The organism is Bradyrhizobium sp. 154 (assembly GCF_023073875.1).
GTDB lineage: Bacteria > Pseudomonadota > Alphaproteobacteria > Rhizobiales > Xanthobacteraceae > Bradyrhizobium.
In genome coordinates this window covers 1-18,661 of the sequence record NZ_JADPKG010000043.1, presented here as the reverse complement: position 1 = coordinate 18,661, position 18,661 = coordinate 1, and the positions used below count along the sequence as shown (strand labels likewise).

The following is an 18,661-nucleotide window of genomic DNA, read 5'->3' as shown; positions in this document are numbered from 1 at the left end:
TGCCCCGATCGGTCGTCACGCCACCTCGCGCTCCGGTGCCGACGCTTGCTCGCGGGCCATTGTTGTTGCCGTGACATAGTCGGTCTTGCCGGTGCCGAGCAGCGGCACCTTGTCGACCACCATGATCGCCGCGGGAACGGTCAGCTCGGACGCTCCGAGCGCCTTGGCCTGGGCCTGCATCGCGCTGCGCTCGGCGTTCTTCTCCGTCGTCAGCAGCACGATGCGCTCGCCTTTGCGCTGGTCCGGGATCGAGACGGCGACCGATGCGGCCTGCGGCCACAGCGTCGTCGCGATGCTCTCGACCGCCGACAGCGAGACCATTTCGCCCGCGATCTTGGCAAAGCGCTTGGCGCGGCCTTTGATGGTGATGAAGCCGGCCGCGTCGATCGAAACGATGTCGCCGGTGTCGTGCCAGCCTTCTGCCAGCGGCTCGAGCACGCCGGGATTTTCAGCCCGCAGATATCCGAGCATCACGTTCGGTCCGCGCACCGAGAGGCGACCGCCGTCCTCGATGCCGGGGACCGGATCCAGCCGGCTTTCCATTAGCGGCGACAGGCGGCCGACGGTGCCCGGACGGTTGGCCATCGGCGTGTTCATCGCCAGCACCGGCGCAGTCTCGGTGACGCCATAGCCTTCGAGGATGCGGATGCCGTAGCGCTCCATGAACACCTGACGCGTCCGGTCCTTGACCGCTTCGGCGCCGGCGATCACGAGGCGCAGGGTGCGGAAGTCGTAGGCGTGCGCCGAGCGTGCATAGCCGGTGAGGAACGTGTCGGTGCCGAACAGGATGGTGGCGCCGGTCTGGTAGATCAGCTCGGGCACGATCCGGTAATGCAGCGGCGAGGGGTACATGTAGATCGGAATGCCCGCCAGCAACGGCATCATCATTCCGCCAGTCAACCCGAAGGAGTGGAACACCGGCAGCACGTTGAACACCTTGTCGTTGGCGTTGGCGTCGACCCGCGCCAGCGCCTGCGCCGCGTTGGCGAGGATGTTGCGATGGGACAGCACCACGCCCTTGGGCGTTCCTTCCGAGCCCGACGTGAACAGCACGACGGCCGGATCGTTGGCCTGGCGGGTGACGCGCGGCGCGGTGCTTGCGAGCAGGCCCTTGATCTTGTCGGCCACGCCAATCGAGGCGCGGACATCCTCGAGATAGATGATTCGCGCCTCTGCGGAGACCGCCGCCATCAGTTTGTCGAGCTTGCCCTTGTCGATGAAGGCTTTCGACGTCAGCACGGTCTTGACCTGCGCCGCCTTCATGGCGGCGAGCACATTGACCGGGCCGGCGGAGAAGTTGAGCATCGCAGGCACCCGGCCGATGCTTTGCAACGCCATGAAGACAACGGCGACGCCTGCCGAGTTCGGCAGCAGCACGCCGACATTCTCGCCGGCGGCGGTGCCTGCCTCGAGCTTGCGGCTCAAGACCTGCGCGCCGAGAATCAGCTTGCGATAGGTCAGCTTGGTGCCGAGCGCGTCTTCGACGATGACCTTGCCGGTGTCGCGGTCGCGATAGGCGTGGCCGAGCGCCTCGAACAGCGTCTGATCGAGCATCGCGTTCTTCACGAGAGCATCGATCATCACGTCCTGAAGCGCGCCGCCGGCGGCGTTGCGGCGCGCCTTGCCCTTCAGCGACGGGTCGACCGGAAGCTTGACCGGCGGCAGGATGGTGACCGTCACCCGCGGAAACCAGGAGCGCTTGATCTGGCTGCTATTGAGATAGCTGAGATGCGAGCGCTGCGCGCCCTCGATGCGGACGGGCACGACCACCGCGTCGGCCTTGTCAGCGATCATCGCGGTGCCGTCATAGACCTTCATCAGCGAGCCCGAGACGGTGATGCGTCCTTCCGGGAAAGATCACGACCGGCTCACCGGCGGCGACGAGCTTGATCAGGTCGCGCGCAGCCAGTGGCTTGGTTGGATCCATGGTGTAGTGCTTGACCACGCGCAGGAACGGCTTGGCCCACCAGGCCTTCGAGATGCCGGTATCCACCGCGAAACTGGCGTCGATCGGCAGCACCGCGTGCAGCAGCGGACCGTCGATCAGACTGACATGGTTGGGCGCGATCAGCATGCGCGTGCCTGACGGCGGCAGGTTTTCGAGCCCGCGAATTTCGGTGCGGAACAGCGCGCGGAACAGCAGTCCGCCGAAGTCGCGCACGCCCTCCTTGCCCCACTTGGTCAGCACGAACCACACCGCGCCGAAGCTCGCGACTCCGAGGCCGAAGAAGATCCAGCCGACATGGAGGCCGGCCGCCTGCAACAGCGCGACGAACAGCGAGCCGACCACCATGAAGGCCGCCTGCAGCACGTTGCCGGCGGCGATGATGCGGGCGCGCTCGGACGGCGCCGACCAGGCCTGAACAGCCGCAAATGAGGGAACGACAAACAAGCCACCGCCGAATGCAAAGGCGACGAAGTCGATCATCATGCGCAAGCCCGCGAACGAGGTTGCGAAACCGGCCGCGGTGATGTCCTGACCCCTGGTGGTCACGCCGATGGCCCAGGCGAGATCGAGGCCAGAACATCCCATGATGATGGCGCCGATCGGCACGAGAGCGAGGTTCGGGCGAACGTGGCTGAGGCTGGCGGCGAACAGCGAGCCGACGGCGATGCCGATCGCGAAGATCGCAAGACACAGCGTCACCACGCCCTCGGTGCCGCCCACGACGTCCTTGACCAGCGCCGGCAGCAGCGACAGCACGATGGCGCCGACGAGCCAGAACCAGGAGACGATCACGGTGCGGTCCCACAGCCGATGGTCGGCGTGCAAGGTCCTCAGCAGGCTGAGCGTCGAGGTCCAGGGATTGGCGCTGACGGGCAGATCGGGCGCAGACGGCGTGGTCGCCGGAATGCGGGAGGCGAAGGCCCAGGACAACAGGGCCAGCACGACCACGGCCGATGCGACCCAGCCCATATGCGCGGAGCCGGCCACGAACTGGCCGCCGGCGACGGTGCCGAGCAGGATGGCCATGAAGGTTGCGCCTTCGACCAGTGCGTTGCCGGTCGCGAGCTCGCCGAGCTCGAGCTGGTCCGGCAACATGGCGTATTTCACCGGGCCGAACATGGCGGCGATGATGCCGAACAGCGCGAGCGCTGCGAACAGCAGCGGCACTGAGTGCAGGAAGAAGCCGGCGGCCGCAAAGCAAGCGGCGAAGATCTCGGCGAATTTGAGCCGCCTTGCGACGACGGATTTGACGTATTTGTCGGCGAGCTGGCCACCGAGCCCGGACAGGATGAAATAGGGGAAGATGAAGACGGCGCCTGCGATCGTCACCAGGGCATCGCCGTGGCCGGTCGCGGCACTGTAAAGCAGGATGATGACGAGTGCGTTCTTGAGCACGTTGTCATTGAGCGCCGAGAAAAATTGCGCCCAGAACAGCGGCGCGAAGCGGCGTGACGACATCAATTCCCTGATCATGACTAGTCCTGTTTTGGAAAGGCAGCCTGAGATTTACGTTGTCGGTGAAGCGTCACGACCGGAAGGGTATGGGATGAGTGATTGCAGGGCGACGACGGTTGCCGGCCTGCTTCGTCGCCTCGATTCTTCCGATCCTGTTGGTCTCCAAGTGGTCTCGTTAGGTTCGCAAATATCTGAGCGCGACCGCAGTTCGGGCGAGATGGCCGCGCTTGCCGGATATCGCGCCGGTTCTGAGGAAAAGCTGAACCGCATCGCCGAAGTCCGCCAGATCGACCGCCAATGTCCGGAGATGGTGAGTCCTTCGTTGCAACCCGATCTTGCATTCGAGCCGATCGGAACGTGCCGGCTGTGCCTGTCTCAGGTGAGATGGGAGAGGTGGCGAAAGGGCGAGAGGCGGCCGAGCAGGCTGAACCGGCGGCCCTCGAGACGCCCACGGGCACGGTTGGCCCGCCACATCCGGAAGGTCGCGCGCCGCTCAGTAAGCACGCCGGCGATGTCGCAGGCATTTGCGACGCGATCGATTGGAGTCATGGCGAACCGCAGCAGGGCGCGGCCAAAGCCGGTCACGAGAGCTGCGGCGTCATCGACGAAGGTGGCGGCGATATCAACAGCGAGAGTTTGCATTTTGCAGGTCTCCGGGCTAAGTTGAACAATGTTCACATGGGTAGCCTGAAAATGAACAATGTTCAAGAAAAATCACTGCGCGGGCAGAAAAAAAGTGGGCGACGGCTCCAGATCGTGGAGATCGCCCGGGGCATCATTTCAGCTAAGGGGCTGAAATCATTGAAGGTCCGTGATGTCGCGGAAGCCGCCGGTTGCTCGGTCGGCAGCGTCTATAACGAGTTCGGCGACTTCGATGGGGTGATCCTGACCGTCAATCGGGAGACGGTTCAGGCGCTCACAGCGCGGCTCCGCGGAGTTCCTGCCAAGGATCCCGTCCGTCAGCTCTATGGCCTTGCCGCGACCTATCTCGACTTCTTTGCTGAGCACGCCAATTTGCTGCGCTCGTTGTTCGAGCATCGGATGGAGGACGATCGCCCTTATCCGGACGACATCCTTCAGATGGTCATGGACGCCTTCGCGCTGATGCATCCACCGCTGGTGCGGCTATTGCCGGATGCGAATGACGTGGAGATCGCGCTTTTGTCGCGTACGCTGTTTTCGGCCGTGCATGGAATCATCTCGCTCGGCCTCGAGGAGCGCATGGTGGCCGTGCCGCCGCAGATGCTGCGTCAGCAGATCGAGCAGTTTCTCGACGCCCATCTCGCCGGCCTTGGAATTTTGCCTCGACGGTGACGGCGCGGGCAGCGTCAAGCGCGCGCCGCTTCGCGCGGCCGGGCTGCCGCGACGACGACATCCGGCCTTACGCCGTCGACCTGAACCCGGTTGCGTCCCTTCTCTTTGGCACGGTAGCAGGCGGCATCCGCGCGCCGCATCGCATCCTCGAGCGTGGTGTTGCGGTCGGTGATGCAGGCGACGCCGATGCTGGCGGTCACCGCAAAGCAACGGTCGTCCCAGGCGAAATTGAACAGCTCGAACGATCGGCGCAGCCGTTCGGCGATATCGACGGCATTCGAGGGCGGGCACCGCGGCAGGATCAGGCCGAATTCGTCACCTCCGAGCCGGGCCACCAGATCATGGGCATGCCGGTCCTGTTGCAGGAGGCGCGAGACCTGGCAGAGCAGGCGATCGCCGGCAAGGTGACCGCAGGTATCGTTGACACTCTTGAACTGGTCGAGGTCGAGCAGGATCAGTCCCAGCGGACCCGCGGCGGCATTGTCCAACTCGCTCTGCAGGCTCGCCTCGAAGGCGCGGCGGTTGGACAGGCCGGTCAGCCAGTCGTGCGACGCCTGCCAGGCCAGGCGCTCTTTCTCGGCGTGCAAGGCCTCCTCGAATGCCTGTCGTTGCAGCACCAGCCGCCGCGTATGCCAGATCAGGAGCAGGATCAGCGTCGCGGCGGTGACGATGTTGATGCACGTCAGCGTCACCTTGATGGCACGAGAGCCTTCACCGAGGACAGTGGAGAACCGCTTGGCATGCACCGTGAATTGGGTATTGAGCTCCGAGAGCCGCGACGACAGGAATTGCAGGCGACCGTCGTTTTGAATGGGGCCGTTCTCCAACTCGGACCGGATGACCTCGCCGAACACGCTGAGCTCCAGCAGCATGGGATCGGTGGCAGCCCACTCCCGGATCGCTTCATGGAGGAAACTGACACGGTTGAAGTAGCGATACAGCCAGATCAGTCCCGGAACGTCATCGGGATGGTTGCCGCCCTGCAGAAAGCCGATGCGGGCGACCTCGACGTCGACCGGATCGCGTTCGAGCGCCCAGCGCGCGAATTGGTCGCCAATGGGAACGGCGAGCGCGGCCCGATATTGCGCGAACTGGCTGGCCTCGCCCGAATGCAGATAGCGATTGAGGAAGTAAACAGCATTCTTCTGCGAGCGCGACCACAACGCTTCGCCGGCGACATAGGCGCGGACCGAGGACATCACCTCGAGGCTGAATCCTGCGATTGCCGCCTGGAGCACGACGACCATGACGAAAGGCGAGACAAGCTTGATGACGTGAAGGAGACTGTGTCCCTTCGTCGACGTCGCTGTTCTACGAAACACCCTGCGTTCCCCAAATCGATCAACGATCCCAGCGGAGCGTTGGGCCTGCAACGCGAAGTAGAGCAGAATGTTGCTTAACTCGACCTGAAAACGCGAGCGACTGCACCCAGGGTGAAGGCGCTGTGAAGTGGATGCGCGCAGATCGCGTCAAATACTGGTCAATCGGAACTGGCGCGGCATCGGCGAACCAAAGCCTCATATTCATCGTGCGCGGTTTACCGGATCGAAAGAAGCCTGGTCCGCTGCTAGACCAGCACCGGCTTGCGCACGCGTCCGGCATCGCCGAACACGCGCAGGTAACGCTCGATCTCCGAGGGCAGGCCGGTCGCTTTCTCCGGATTGTCGGAGAGCTTGACGGCCGGATGTCCGTCGACGGACGAAACCTTGCAGACCAGCGAGATCGGATCGAGATTGAACGAGCCGTCCGGCGTGCAGCCGACGAAGTCGTTGGTGAGGTTAGTGCCCCAGCCGAACGAGAGCCGCACACGGCCAGCGAAGTGGTGATAGGTCTCCTCGATCGAGCCGACGTCCATCGCGTCGGAGAAGACGAGCAGCTTGTCCTTGGGATTGCGGCCCATCTTCTTCCACCACGCGATGATCTCTTCGCCGGCCTGGATCGGTGGCGCGCTATCGGGGCGGAAGCCGGTCCAGTCGGCGACCCATTCCGGCGCATCGCGCAGGAAAGCTTTCGTGCCAAAGGCGTCGGGCAGCGCAATCAGGAGGTTGCCGCCATAGGTCTGGCGCCACTGGTCGAGGATGCGATAGGGCGCCCAGCGCAATTCCTCGTCGTCCCTGGCGAGCGCGGCCGCGACCATCGGCAGCTCATGCGCGTTGGTGCCGATGGCTTCGAGATCGTTGTCCATCGCGAGCAGCACGTTGGAGGTGCCGATGAAGGACGAGCCGAGGCCTTCCTTCACCGCCTCCACACACCAGCGCTGCCAGAGGAAGCCGTGACGGCGGCGGGTGCCGAAATCGGACAACCGGAGGTTCTCCAGCTTGCGCAGCCGCTCCACCTTGGTCCACAGCTTGGCCTTGGCGCGGGCGTAGAGCACGTCGAGCTCGAAGCGGCCGCGGCCCTTCATCGCTGCGCGCGAGCGCAGCTCGTTGAGGATCGCGAGTGCCGGAATCTCCCACATCGTGGTGTGGGTCCAGGGGCCGTGGAAATGCAGCTCGTACTGGCCGTCGACCTTGCGCAGCTCGTATTCGGGCAGGCGGAATTCGGCCAGCCAGCGGATGAAGTCCGCCGAGAACATGTGGGTCTTGCCGTAGAAGGTGTTACCGGCAAGCCAGATCAGCTCCTTCTTGGTGAAGCGGATGGTGCGGGCATGGTCGAGCTGGGCGCGCAGCTCGCCCACGTCGATGATCTCGGCGAGACGCACATGGCGCGAGCGGTTGATGACCGAAAACGTCACCTGCTGATTCGGGTAATCCTCCCGAATCATCTGTAACATCAACAGCTTGTAGAAATCGGTATCGAGCAGGCTGCGGATGATGGGATCCAGCCGCCAGCTGTGATTGTAGGTTCGGCTCGCAATGTCGGTCACTGTCATGGCGCGATTTTAGCGTGGCTCCCCGTGCGCAACCAGTGGGTTTGGCGGGAATCAGGTTTTCGTGGGGTGGGGCCGGCTCAAGCGGCAGCCATCGCCGCGACAGTCTGGAGCTGGCTCGCCATGAACATCGGCAGCCGGCCAACCTTCGCGTGCGGGCGATGGCCGGCTTCGACGTCTTCAAGAAGAACTTTTGGACGTCCTGGTGACGCCGAGCACCAAGGGCGAACGCATCACGCTGGAAGGCAGGGTGCTCGACGGTGCCGGCGGCCGTCCCAGGATCATTCCACCCGGTCGCCCCGATCGATCGATCCGCGCGCGAGGAATTGCGGTGGCTGCCGAAGCTCGCGGGGCCGGTCGGCGGGATCGCGCCCCACTTTTGGTTTCAGGTCTGCCAAATCGAGGAATACGTCCGCCTGTCGGCGCAGGTCGTCGGCGACCATGGGCGGCTGAGTGGAGAGCGTGGAGACGACCGTCACGCGGACACCGCCGCGTTGCAGGGCTTCCACGAGGGAACGAAAGTCCCCATCGCCCGAGAACAATACGATCTGATCGACGTGTTCGGCGAGCTCCATCGCACTCACGGCGAGCTCGACATCCATGCAGCCCTTCACCTTGCGGCGGCCGGTGGTGGCGTCGACGAACTCCTTGGCGAGCTTGGTGATGACGGTGTACCCATTATAATCGAGCCAATCGATCAACGGGCGGATTGACGAAAACTCCTGATCCTCGATGACGGTCGTGTAGTAAAAGGCGCGCAACAGTGCACCTCGGCTTTGAAATTCGCTGAGCAACCGCCTGAAATCGATGTCGAAGCCGAGCGCTTTGGAGGTGGCATACAGATTGGAGCCATCGATAAAGAGTGCGATCTTCTCAAGAGAAGACATTGTGCACAAATCTCCAGTTTCGCAAAAAGCTGGCGATGGCTTGCTGAAAAAAGCGGCGCAGACGACCGGACAGGGGTGGCCGTCTTGCGCCAAGGTCAGGGAGGTTTCATGCCACCAGCGCCAGGGCGCCGAATGCAGTCACGCTAAGGCGCGAGCATTCCGTACTCAATTGTACTGAGGTAAACGGCCTCTATCCAAAGGATAGGACACCATATACGAAGGTAAGTGGCCGTGCCGGCCAACAAAGGCCGAGGTCGTCAGACTTCCTCCCCATCCGCGCCTCCCGGAGCTGCCGGTTTAGGGTGGCACGCGTTTACCCTGCCCTGGAGGGAGGCGATCAACTGCTACTTCCCCTCCAGCATATTGACCGGTCTCCAATCCGACGCGGGCGGATTCGCGATTAGCATTCTGGCGCGTTTGGCGAATAGCGCCGACGACGGATCGATCTTCGCCGCGCTCTCGAACGCTTCGGCCGCCTTCACAAAATCCCTGGCCCGCCAGCAGGCCAACCCCTCCGCATACACCGCGGCCACCTTCGCCTGCTCGGCGCTCGCCGCGCCTCTCTCCGCCAGCGGCTCGAACACCCTGACCGCCTCGCCGCGTCCCAACACCCTGATCGCATCGAGCTCGCGCCAGGCGAAGGTGTCACCGGTCTGCGCCATCGTGGTTTCGGAGGCCATGATCGCGGTGCCGTAATATTTGTTGGCGCCCTCGAGCCGCGAGGCAACGTTCACGGTGTCGCTCATCACGGTGTAGTTGAAGCGGCGGCGCGAGCCGATGTTGCCGACCACGGCTTCGCCGCTGTTGAGGCCGATGCGATGCGACAGGCCGTGGCCCGCAAAGGCGGCATTGTTGGCGTTGAGCTCTGCGAGCTTCTCGTGGCATTTCAGCGCGGCACGCACCGCATTGCGCGCATGTGCGACGTCGTCGGCCGGGGCGCCGAACATGGCGACGATGGAATCGCCGATATATTTGTCGACGTAGCCGCCATGGCCCTCGATGATGTCGGTCATGGCGGACAGATATTCGTTCATCAGGGTCACAAGCTCGCCAGGTGTCATCGTCTCCGCGATCGCTGAGAAGCCGCTGAGGTCGGAGAAGAACATGGTGACGTTGCGCATCTCGCCGCCGAGCGCCGGCATCTTGCCGGATGCAACCATGGTGTCGATCACTTCAGGCGCGAGATAGAACGCAAAGCTCTTGCGCAGGAAGCGCTCGTCGCGATCAGCCAGCACGAAGCGGTAGCCGATCATCATCGCGAGCGCGGCAAGACTTGCGAGCGCAGGCTCGGTCAGCGGCAGTGCCAGTGCGCGAACGAACGCACCGACAGCCATGGCGGCGTAAACGGCGGTGAGGCCGAGCCAGGCGATCAGGGCGCCGCTCGGTGCAAGCACGCAGGCGGCGCAAGCGATGACGAGCGCGAACAGGATTGTGAGGATGCTCCGCGCGGGAAAGCCGAGCTCGGTCACGGCGTCGCGTTCGATCAAGTTGCGAACGACGGTGGCGTGCACGAAGACGCCGGCGACATCGCTGCGGGGGCGTTGCGCGCCACGCTCCGGCGCGGGCAGGGCGCATCGCGCCGCCGGCGTGCCGTCATATCCGCCAGACAAGCGCATCGAGGTGAGCTTACGGTCCTCGAAATTCAGGACCGTGCCGAGCAGCACGACCTTGCCGTCGAAGGCGCGGCGAAAGAAATCGCGATCGCCCTTCTCGACACAGGCGCGCAGGTCGGCGAAGGAGAAGGTCGGAACGTCGCGTCCCAGCCCGCGAAAGTTGAGTGTGATTGTATTCGGCATCGCGCTCGGGATCGCATAGCCGGACAACTCGGTCGCGCCGGACGGCGCAATCTCAGGCTTTGCGCCAAGCGCACGCGCAGCCAGCTCGACCGCCATCGCGGGGACAGGCTTGCCCTCGATGGCAAAGCTCAATGGCATGCGCCGGATCACGTCGTCGGGATCAGTGTGTACGTTGAGCGCGCGGATGGTGTTGCGCACGGCCACTTGCTGTGCGCGATAGGGCACTTCCGGGTGGTCGTTGTTCAGGATTTCGCCGAGCACCAGTTTGCCGCCGTCGGAGATTTGCCGCAGGGCGATCAGATAATCCCGATCAAAACCCTTCATGCGGGTGCCGAGCGGCGCGTCGCCGAAGAGAATCTCGGACTGCTCGATCGAGCTCGGAAAGATTACGTCGAAGCCGATGACCTTGGCGCCGCCCTCGGTGATGCTGCCGAGCATCCGTCCAATCTCACGCGTCCAGGTTTGCGTCGGCGATCCCTTGAAGGGCGGCGTGTCGTAGGTTTCCGCATCGATCGCGACTACAACGACTGGCGACATTGCAGGATCGCGGCGCTCACCGGCCAGCTTGCCGCGCAGCGCGGTGAGGATGTCGAGCGACAGGCCCTGCAGCGTCTGAAGCGGCGGAGACATGACGATCGCGCCCGCGAGGAGCGCAATCAGGATCGCCGCAACGATGTCCCGCCTGCCGATCCGCCGCATCGCGGCCTCGCTAGGTCCGTCTATTCGAGCCGCAGCAGGCGGCCGATAACCGGGGTAGGCGATGCCGTGGCGCCGGCGTCGACTTGGAAGGCGTAACGCTTGGCGCCGAGAATGGCGAGATAGCTGCCGCCCGGGGTCAGTGACTTTCCGGCCTTGGCAAAGTCATAGAATTTGCCGCGGATCATGACGTCGTTCTTGAGCGGCACGCTGATCGTGGGCTCCTTGCCGTCGGTGCGCTCGATCACGAGCGTGCTGCCGCTCTTGGCCTGGACCAGCGGCGCGATGCCGTAGAGCGTTGGCAATTTGGATGGAGCGTTCTTGGCATCGGACCGCACGGTCCGGAAGGTGGTCGCGGCACTCTGGTTGGCCTCGCGTTCGGAGAGCTGCGCCGCCTTGGTATCGCAGGGCACCTTGGCGCGCTGAACGTCGCCAAGCTGTACGGTGCTCTGCTCGGTGCCGACCAGGATGACGCCTTCGCTGATTGTTTCGCGCAAGCAGGATTTGAGATAGCTGAGGGTAACGCTGGACTTGGGCCCGAGCTTGATGATCTTGCCCGGCGCCACATAATCCATGAACTCGACGCCGTCGACCTTGCCTTGCACATCCTCGACAATCGCGGCCGGGGTCTCCGCCAGAGCGGGGGCCGCAATACAGAACGCGCCGACAAGGGCGCCGATCAGGCTTTTCATGGGAATTCTCATCCAATTCGACGATGCTCTACCGGTCCCCGTCCGGTCCGATGCTTAGCAGCGGGGCGCCCAGGCAAGTGTGACCAGAATCACTCTTTGATATTGGTGCACTTTATCAGGAACAGGTTCAAATCGGCGACCGGGTATCAAGCCATGGGCACGATGGCTTAGAACTGTTTTGACGTCGCTGCCGGCTTCGCCTCCCGGCCCGCAGGAATTTGATCGATTGACTTGGCAGGGTGTTAACCGTGGCGGAATGCTCGCTGCGGCAGCCATTGTCGCGCCCCACAGGTTCGTTGCAAATACGGGTGAAAATCACGACGGATGTTCCCATGCTGAAAGAAGGCAAATACGCGGCGTGGTTCAGAACCGCACAAGCGCAAGGCACCGGTATCGTGCATCTGGCCCAGGGCCGGATTTCGGGCAGTGACAGCTTCTTCACCTATGGCGGCACCTATCAATTCGATGACGACCAGCGTTTCACGGCCGTTCTGACCACGCGCCGGCATGCCGACGGACCGCCGACCGTGTTCGGGCGTGACGAGGTCGAAGTCTATCTCTCCGGCGTCTTCAGCGGCGCTATGGCGATCTGCTCCGGAACGGCGAAGCAAGCGCCTGACGTGAAATTCGAGGCGACGCTGATCTACAGTCAGGAAGATGCCCCGGCTGCCGATATCAGGAGCGCGGTCGTGAAGCTCAATGCCGACAAGCTGCCCAAGGGGCCCGACAGCCGTTCCCGGCCGCGGCATCCGTTCACGGCGGGCCCGCCCAGGTGAAAGCCAAATCGACGATCATCCGCGCAGCTCCGCGGGTGCCCGCCGCGATGATTAGCATTGCATTGACACTATTGCTTCGAAATCACACCGCGGCCGCGCTGCAGCAACCCTGCCTTTAGACGCGAGAACTAGTCTCGCGGCCGATCAAGTGTGGTGGAAGAACATGCCTCAAATCTGGATGACATACGACGAGCTCGGTGCGCTTTGCGGCTGCGGCGCAATGGAGGCCAGGGAGCGTGCCATCCATTTGTCGCTCGATCGCCGCAAGAGTCGCGACGGGACGACGCGCGTCAAACTCGATCTGGCGCTGACGGCCAAGTTCTTTGCAGCCGTTCGTGAGGCGGATTTCGATCTGGATTGCGCCGTTGAGGCGCTGCACAACACCCACCGGCAGATGGCCGAACTGCTGGCTCCCACCCAGCTCCACAACAGGCGTGGAGCGGCCTGAGCCTCCGCGTGTTCCGGCCCAGGCCGAAGGGCCAATTCCCGCGTTCGTCCCGAATCAGCATAAGCTCTATGGCGGAATTTCCGGCTGTCGTCGGTGTTCACAGCCGATGGGTCGCGAAGTCCGCAGGAGGGATGCATGAGCAAAGCCGGGTGTCGGCCGTCGGTGGCACTGTTGGGGACGCTCGCGCTCATAGGAAGCGTCATTGCGATGAGCGGCACGGCAAACGCGGAAGTCGTGATGCTGCAAGCCGAGCTCAAGGGAAGCAATGAAGTGCCCCCGAACAGCTCAACCGGGTCAGGCAAGGCCGAGGCAAGCTACGACACTGAAACGAAAGTTCTGACTTACAGCGTCACCTATGCCGGGCTTACGGGACCCGCAATGGGCGCGCATTTCCATGGCCCAGGCGAAGCCGGCAAGAACGCCGGCATCGTCTTGCCGTTCAAGACAGTGCAAAGCCCAATCCAAGGCAGTGCCACGCTCACCGACGCGCAGGCGGCAGATCTACTGGCCGGAAAATGGTACGCAAACATCCATACGGCCGCGAACCCGGGCGGTGAATTGCGCGGCCAGATGATGAAGTAAGGACCGGTTGTACGTCCGAACGGTCATCTTGCTGCGATACCGGTGGCTTCAGGACGGCGGTCTGGGCAAGAACGCCAGGATCATCTGGGCGAGCATGACGCCGACGGTGCCTCCTGCCGCCTTCTGGAGCACGTCGAGAAAGCCCGGATCCCGATCGGGTATGAACGCTTGCATCAGCTCCAGCCCCATCGCGACCGCGATCACGAGCGAGCAAGCCAGACCGAGCCGTCCTGGCAGCAAGAAGGAAAGAAGGAAGCCGAGCAGCCCATAGGCACTGAAGCGCTCGATCACGACGACCCAGTACGCCTCGTGATGGCCCAAGAGCGCGGGTCTTCCTGCCAGCTTCGCCAGCGTGGCGTAGACGATGAGGGCAAGGCAGATGCTCGCGGCTGCAATGAGATGGGTTCTGCGCATGGCGCCAGCATAGCCGGTCGGTTGCCGGTCTGCCTCGAAAGCAGAAAATATCGTTAAAGCTCGCGCCGCCGTTACGCCACCAAAGCCGTGTCCTCTGACACCGCCGTGCCTGATTGCGCCGCGCGCCGGCACTCGACGAGCTCACCAAACTTGGCGAACGGAAGCGGAGGCGCCACGAGATAACCCTGACCCTCTTCCACGCCGGATGCGACCAGCGCGCGGAGCTGCTCCTCCGTCTCAATGCCTTCCGCGACCACGCTCATATGGAGGTCCCTCGCGAGCGCCACCAGCATCTCCACGATCATCGTCGTCGACGCGTCCACGGTGATCGTGTCCACGAAGAACTTGTCGATCTTGATCGTGTCGGCGCCGAGGCCTTTCAATCGGGACAGTCCGCTATGGCCGACGCCGACGTCGTCGATGGCGACGCGGAAGCCATGGTCTCGCAGCTCGGCGACAACCGCCGCGGCGCGCGCAAGATCGTCGAGCTCGTCGCGCTCGGTGACTTCGACCACGATTTGGCGCGCAGAGACCCTGGCCGTCAGGACCGTGCGACGCAGCGTTTCGACGAAGCCGGCACTCAGCAGCTGCTTGGGCACGACATTCAGGGACAGCTTGAAGGTCTTGTCCGCCCTCAGCATTGGCTGCAGGTCGGACAGCGCCGATCTCAGGATCTGCCAGGTCATCGCCTGGATGCGTCCACTGGATTCGGCGAGCGGAATGAAGTTCATCGGCGGGACGACCGAGCCGTCTCGGCGCACCCAGCGCGCCAAAACCTCGCAGCCTGTGATCCGGCCCGCCCTGAGGTCGAAGATGGGCTGGTAGTACGGCTTGAATTCGCCAGCTGCCAGTCCGCGATCGAGATCGGCGACCGGCCCTTCCATCCGGCGGCTGCGTGCCAGCAGGATGCCGAAGAGTGTGCCAAGGCCAAGGGCGACTGCGAGCGCCGGCCAATAGGCCTCGCTGTTCCAGCTCGAGAGCACCGCGTGCTCGAGCCGGATCGTGGCATGAAGCGGCAAGCGCGTGGAATGCCTCTCGAAGCTGATTGGTCTCACCAGGGGCCTGTCGGCATCGAGCAGGAATTCGCCGAGCTTCTCGCCATTGCTCAAGGTGAGGATCACCTCGCTGTGCGCGCGCAGCTCGGCGGGCATGATGTCGAACAGGCTGGCATTGATGCCGACAATGGCGATAAGGGCGGAGCTGTCATTGATGTCCCTGAGCACGCCTAGGGCGTCCCCGCCGAACTGCTCCACGCGGAACAGCGACAGCGCCTTGTCGCGCGAGGGCAGCATGTCATGGCGATCCGCCCATCCCTTGTCGAACTCGAGCGTCTCGGAATAGGCCGAGCAGATCACCGAGCCATCCGGCTTGACGAGCCGGACGTCCTTGATCGCCGAGCGCTGGTAGACGTGGAGGCGGATGGCTTGCAACGCCGCGGGCTCGCAGCTGGCGAGATTGCGTTTTGGGAGCTCGTCCAGGCTGGCCGCGGCAAAATCGACCGCCAATTCGGAGCGGCGCAGAACGACCTCGGTCAACTCGTTCAGCTGATGCGCCTGCTGGTGGCGAATGACGGCGTCCGCAGCGAAATGCCCGGACAAGGCGAACGCCATCGTGCTCGCAAGCACGAGCGCCGCAAACGGGAGGGTCGGTCGCAGTCGTTTCATCCGGGTCAGGCGAAATGAGGCAAGGCTTGGAGAATTGATCCTAGCCAGCGGGGGCTAAGATAGGGTTTAACGGGCGGACCGGCGCGGTCGGGCCGACCGGAGTGATGGCTGGCCGATGATCTCGCGGCGCAAGCATTAGAACGAGCATGGAAAGTTGAGCAGTATGATCAGGACGTTAAGCATCCTTCTCCTGGCGCTAATTGCCGGGAGCTCTGCGGCCTCGGCACAGGGAACCAAAGACAGGCCATCGGGCACGCAGCCCACTTCGGCGACCCGCAGCGGCACTGGGACGAATTCCGGTTCGGACAGCATGGGTGGCGCGTTCAAAGGAACGGGGACGCCCAATTACGGGACCAGCCCTGGAATGGGCTCCCAGAAGAAGACCAACAACTAAGGCGTGATCCGGAAAAGTGCGAAGCGGTTTTCCGAAAAGATCATGCTCAAACAAAAACCTAAGCGCGATGACGATTCATCCTGATCTCATCGCGCTTTAGGTTGAACGAGCCGAACGGACCCTCGGGCGTCTATCGCCGCTCACCGCCTGAGGCGATGGCGCAGAGGAATCACGTCGGGACAAGGTGAGCTGGGCCTGTGGGTGTGGGACGTGGCCGGATGGCGGGGGGTCCGGAGCCGAAGCACCACGAAGGCGATATTGATCGCCAGCCAAATCAACATCGCGGAAATGGCCAAGTTGAGCACTGCCAGGCCTCGCTGTGAAGTCGGGCATCAACACCCGAGCGTTGGTTCGGTTCCGCCCGCCGGGATGAAGCTGTGGCTGCGTCGAAGGCGTGTTGCGGCGCTGTAGAGGATGGGATGACCTGCTGGGCTCGTCGGTGACGTCGTTCGCGTGCACCGCAGCGCGGGAGGTCGGCTGCGAGGCGCAAGGTGAGCGCTGCCGCGCTTCCGCGCTAGGACTTCTTGTCCGACTTCGACTTCAACGAAAGACCGAGTCGCAACGCCATGCGCTTGATCGCATCAGGCGAGCGTCGGAGAACTTTCGCGGCCTCTTCCAGCGAAGCCGAAGACTTGGCCAGCTCCATGAGCCGGCGGTCTTCCTTGAACGACCAGGGCTTCCGCGCCATAACCGACATGATCCTCTCGTCGACATAAGGACAAAGCCGCCAAGCGACCCATGTTCGCTCGACGGCTTTGCTTGGGTGGGGCCGGGCTTGGGGGAGCCCGGTGCGAAGATGGATAAGCGAAATGCGAGACTTCGCAACAACCAACGCGGATTAAGCTAACTGCTCAACCTTACCGGGATGAAGTTGGTGCATGACGCTCCGTATAACCACGGATGTTTCGTCGGTGTCTGCAATCGCCAGCAGCGGCGTGCGAAAAATGTGTCGGAAGCGACGTCATCACGCAGAGTACAGACACGCTCGATCACCGGTGCGCGTGGCTCAGGCTGCTTGCCGAGGTGAACAGGGGTTAGCATCGCCAGCAGGATGTCGCTCTTGAACAATGAGAGATTTCGTCATCCGCCCGGCCTAGCTTTTCCCGCGACGACCAAACTCCGAGCACCACGTTGCACAAACTTCATGTTCGTCTGACAAAAGTTTCAGCGCCGATGATCTTGAAGTCGTCACGACATCACGTTGAAATGGACCGGGAGGAGCGTTCCGAAAACTGGGAACATTCCACATGCTTGCAATTCTGGTTTTGATGTCGATTTTTGCAGCTGGCTTTTGCTGCGGCTATGGTGTGCGGGCGTGGCGCTCGCGCAAGCGATCAGCGCGATATCGTCTCTATGCGCCCTACACGCCGGCCTCGATGAGAGTCAGGCAAAGCGAGCGTCCATCGTGATGGCAACACCAGGGGCGCGACGTTTCGGTTGGAGTTGATGTTGTGGCAACGTCGAATAACCATGTGCAGTTAGGTTAACGTGGCGCGGTCCTTGAGCGCTTCGGAAAGGCAACTTAAGACGGATCAGTTCATGGCGAGAGTTTAGTCATCTCGATTTTTCGCGGCTCGCAGGGTAGGCGTAGATGGCGTATTTGATTGTGTTGCTGGGCGCGACTTGCGTCCTCATTTTGGTCGCGTTTGTTCGTAGCTTTGATCGTCGGCTGAAAGATCTTCCAGGGCCTTGGATCATGGATGAGGGCCATTCGAGATGATTGATCAAAGGCGCAATGCGCCCCGTAGGTATTTCGTCGACGCCCAAGGGCGTCGTGTCCTGATCGGCCTTTCGCTGCAGGAAACTGCGGAGTTCGAAGCGCTGGATCTTTCACCGAACAATAAGGTGCAATTCGCGTCGGAGATTTGCGTGAGCGAAGCAGCCGCCGCCGCGACCGAGTTTCGCTGGCTTGAGCTCTATTCCAGGCACGAACGAGCCTGGCGGGCATGGATCGAACAAAGCCAGGCGGAGCGGGCGCAAGATTTAGGCTTTGTTAACTATGTCTGACCGATGGTAGCCGCCTGATCTCGAATGTGGGATGGCCCAAATGTTTCAGCTGTTCCTGAGAGCGCGCGCACACAATCTTCTCGGCTCCCGCCGCGAGACCAAGGGTTTTAAGGCGCGCTCTGTCGAGCGTGATGCGGAGACCGACCGCGTGCGGATCGGTGCCGTCCTGGCGGCGATTGAAACAGCATTGCAGGAGGCGGAGAGGGAGCAGGCCGGCCTCAACCGGCGTGTTGATGATGCCCTCGCGCGTGCGTCCGTCACCTTCGGAAATGGCACCGATGAATATCTCGAGCGAGAGCCGCTCGACAATTATCATCAGGATCTCTTCGCGGCCGACATCTCGAATGGCCAGCGACGGCTCAAGGAATTGGCAAGCAGCATTGCTCACTTGAAGTTCGTCAAGACCGCAATGCTCACGCGCTTTCCGGATTTCAAGCCGCCGCAGCTCAACAGCTAAAGCGAGATGAGCTTTGGTTGAATCGGTGCGAGCCGAGGAGGGCACCTCCTCCTAGGCAAAGGTGAACCAGATAATCGGCGCCGGTGCCCGTTGAAACTGCTTGCGCGCGCTTCGTCCTCATCCTGAGAGCCTGACTCAAAAAGCGCGTGGACGCTATCAAGGTTCTGGCTAGACGGCGAATTAGGAGCCTTAGATGGGCGGCGAGCAGCCAAGCGAGCTCGGTAGCGGCAGAGCGTTCGAAGTCTTTGGAGAGGCGCCGGCA

The 18,661-nt window shown here is 62.8% G+C and carries 15 protein-coding genes and 2 pseudogenes; 6 read left to right on the top strand and 11 right to left on the bottom strand.

Going from position 1 to position 18,661, the window contains the following annotated elements; translation table 11 throughout:
* Nucleotides 1–15 precede the first annotated feature (15 nt).
* Together IVA92_RS09485 and IVA92_RS35980 are read right to left on the bottom strand one after the other, a co-directional pair.
* A pseudogene (locus IVA92_RS09485) lies at nt 16–3,421 on the bottom strand (acyl-[ACP]--phospholipid O-acyltransferase).
* Nucleotides 3,422–3,778: 357 nt separating this feature from the next.
* On the bottom strand, nt 3,779–4,045 hold the full coding sequence (locus tag IVA92_RS35980) for a hypothetical protein (RefSeq protein WP_346015460.1): 267 nt from the start codon (nt 4,043–4,045) through the stop codon (nt 3,779–3,781).
* Between the two features lie 51 nt (nt 4,046–4,096).
* Between IVA92_RS35980 and IVA92_RS09480 the strand changes: the two genes are divergently transcribed.
* The gene (locus tag IVA92_RS09480) at nt 4,097–4,717 is read left to right on the top strand and encodes a TetR/AcrR family transcriptional regulator (protein WP_247280858.1); all 621 of its coding nucleotides are present in this window, start codon (nt 4,097–4,099) and stop codon (nt 4,715–4,717) included.
* 14 nt (nt 4,718–4,731) lie between these two features.
* On the opposite strand, the gene IVA92_RS09475 is transcribed toward IVA92_RS09480, so the two are convergent.
* The 5 genes from IVA92_RS09475 to IVA92_RS09455 all read right to left on the bottom strand — a co-directional run bounded on the left by IVA92_RS09475 (nt 4,732) and on the right by IVA92_RS09455 (nt 11,657).
* Nucleotides 4,732–6,039, bottom strand: coding sequence for a GGDEF domain-containing protein (locus IVA92_RS09475; RefSeq protein WP_247280778.1), 1,308 nt, complete (start codon nt 6,037–6,039; stop codon nt 4,732–4,734).
* A gap of 245 nt (nt 6,040–6,284) precedes the next feature.
* The gene (pncB, locus tag IVA92_RS09470) at nt 6,285–7,589 is read right to left on the bottom strand and encodes a nicotinate phosphoribosyltransferase (protein WP_247280777.1); all 1,305 of its coding nucleotides are present in this window, start codon (nt 7,587–7,589) and stop codon (nt 6,285–6,287) included.
* 278 nt (nt 7,590–7,867) lie between these two features.
* Nucleotides 7,868–8,473, bottom strand: coding sequence for an NYN domain-containing protein (locus IVA92_RS09465; protein WP_247280857.1), 606 nt, complete (start codon nt 8,471–8,473; stop codon nt 7,868–7,870).
* 344 nt (nt 8,474–8,817) lie between these two features.
* A complete protein-coding gene (locus tag IVA92_RS09460) occupies nt 8,818–10,968 on the bottom strand; it encodes an adenylate/guanylate cyclase domain-containing protein (RefSeq protein WP_247280776.1) in 2,151 nt (716 codons plus the stop codon).
* A gap of 20 nt (nt 10,969–10,988) precedes the next feature.
* Entirely contained in the window at nt 10,989–11,657 is a 669-nt protein-coding gene (locus IVA92_RS09455; protein WP_247280775.1) for a hypothetical protein, read from the bottom strand.
* Nucleotides 11,658–11,989: 332 nt separating this feature from the next.
* Here IVA92_RS09455 and IVA92_RS09450 point away from each other — a divergent pair, with 332 nt between their 5' ends.
* The 3 genes from IVA92_RS09450 to IVA92_RS09440 all read left to right on the top strand — a co-directional run bounded on the left by IVA92_RS09450 (nt 11,990) and on the right by IVA92_RS09440 (nt 13,463).
* Complete coding sequence (locus IVA92_RS09450; protein WP_247280774.1) at nt 11,990–12,433, top strand: hypothetical protein; 444 nt, start codon at nt 11,990–11,992, stop codon at nt 12,431–12,433.
* Nucleotides 12,434–12,596: 163 nt separating this feature from the next.
* Nucleotides 12,597–12,881 (top strand): hypothetical protein, encoded by a 285-nt coding sequence (locus IVA92_RS09445; RefSeq protein WP_247458298.1) that lies wholly within the window; start codon nt 12,597–12,599, stop codon nt 12,879–12,881.
* A gap of 135 nt (nt 12,882–13,016) precedes the next feature.
* The gene (locus IVA92_RS09440; RefSeq protein WP_247280772.1) at nt 13,017–13,463 is read left to right on the top strand and encodes a CHRD domain-containing protein; all 447 of its coding nucleotides are present in this window, start codon (nt 13,017–13,019) and stop codon (nt 13,461–13,463) included.
* 48 nt (nt 13,464–13,511) lie between these two features.
* On the opposite strand, the gene IVA92_RS09435 is transcribed toward IVA92_RS09440, so the two are convergent.
* From IVA92_RS09435 to IVA92_RS09425, 3 genes are all read right to left on the bottom strand, one after another.
* The gene (locus IVA92_RS09435; protein ID WP_247280771.1) at nt 13,512–13,877 is read right to left on the bottom strand and encodes a VanZ family protein; all 366 of its coding nucleotides are present in this window, start codon (nt 13,875–13,877) and stop codon (nt 13,512–13,514) included.
* Between the two features lie 71 nt (nt 13,878–13,948).
* Nucleotides 13,949–15,487, bottom strand: a complete 1,539-nt coding sequence (locus IVA92_RS09430; RefSeq protein WP_247280770.1) for an EAL domain-containing protein — start codon at nt 15,485–15,487, stop codon at nt 13,949–13,951.
* 962 nt (nt 15,488–16,449) lie between these two features.
* Entirely contained in the window at nt 16,450–16,632 is a 183-nt protein-coding gene (locus IVA92_RS09425; protein WP_247280862.1) for a hypothetical protein, read from the bottom strand.
* Nucleotides 16,633–17,651: 1,019 nt separating this feature from the next.
* Between IVA92_RS09425 and IVA92_RS09420 the strand changes: the two genes are divergently transcribed.
* Together IVA92_RS09420 and IVA92_RS09415 are read left to right on the top strand one after the other, a co-directional pair.
* On the top strand, nt 17,652–17,942 hold the full coding sequence (locus IVA92_RS09420) for a hypothetical protein (RefSeq protein WP_247280769.1): 291 nt from the start codon (nt 17,652–17,654) through the stop codon (nt 17,940–17,942).
* Between the two features lie 40 nt (nt 17,943–17,982).
* Entirely contained in the window at nt 17,983–18,399 is a 417-nt protein-coding gene (locus tag IVA92_RS09415; protein ID WP_247415943.1) for a hypothetical protein, read from the top strand.
* Between the two features lie 163 nt (nt 18,400–18,562).
* On the opposite strand, the pseudogene IVA92_RS09410 reads toward IVA92_RS09415, so the two are convergent.
* Nucleotides 18,563–18,661, bottom strand: a pseudogene (locus tag IVA92_RS09410) (IS5/IS1182 family transposase); the annotation flags it as partial.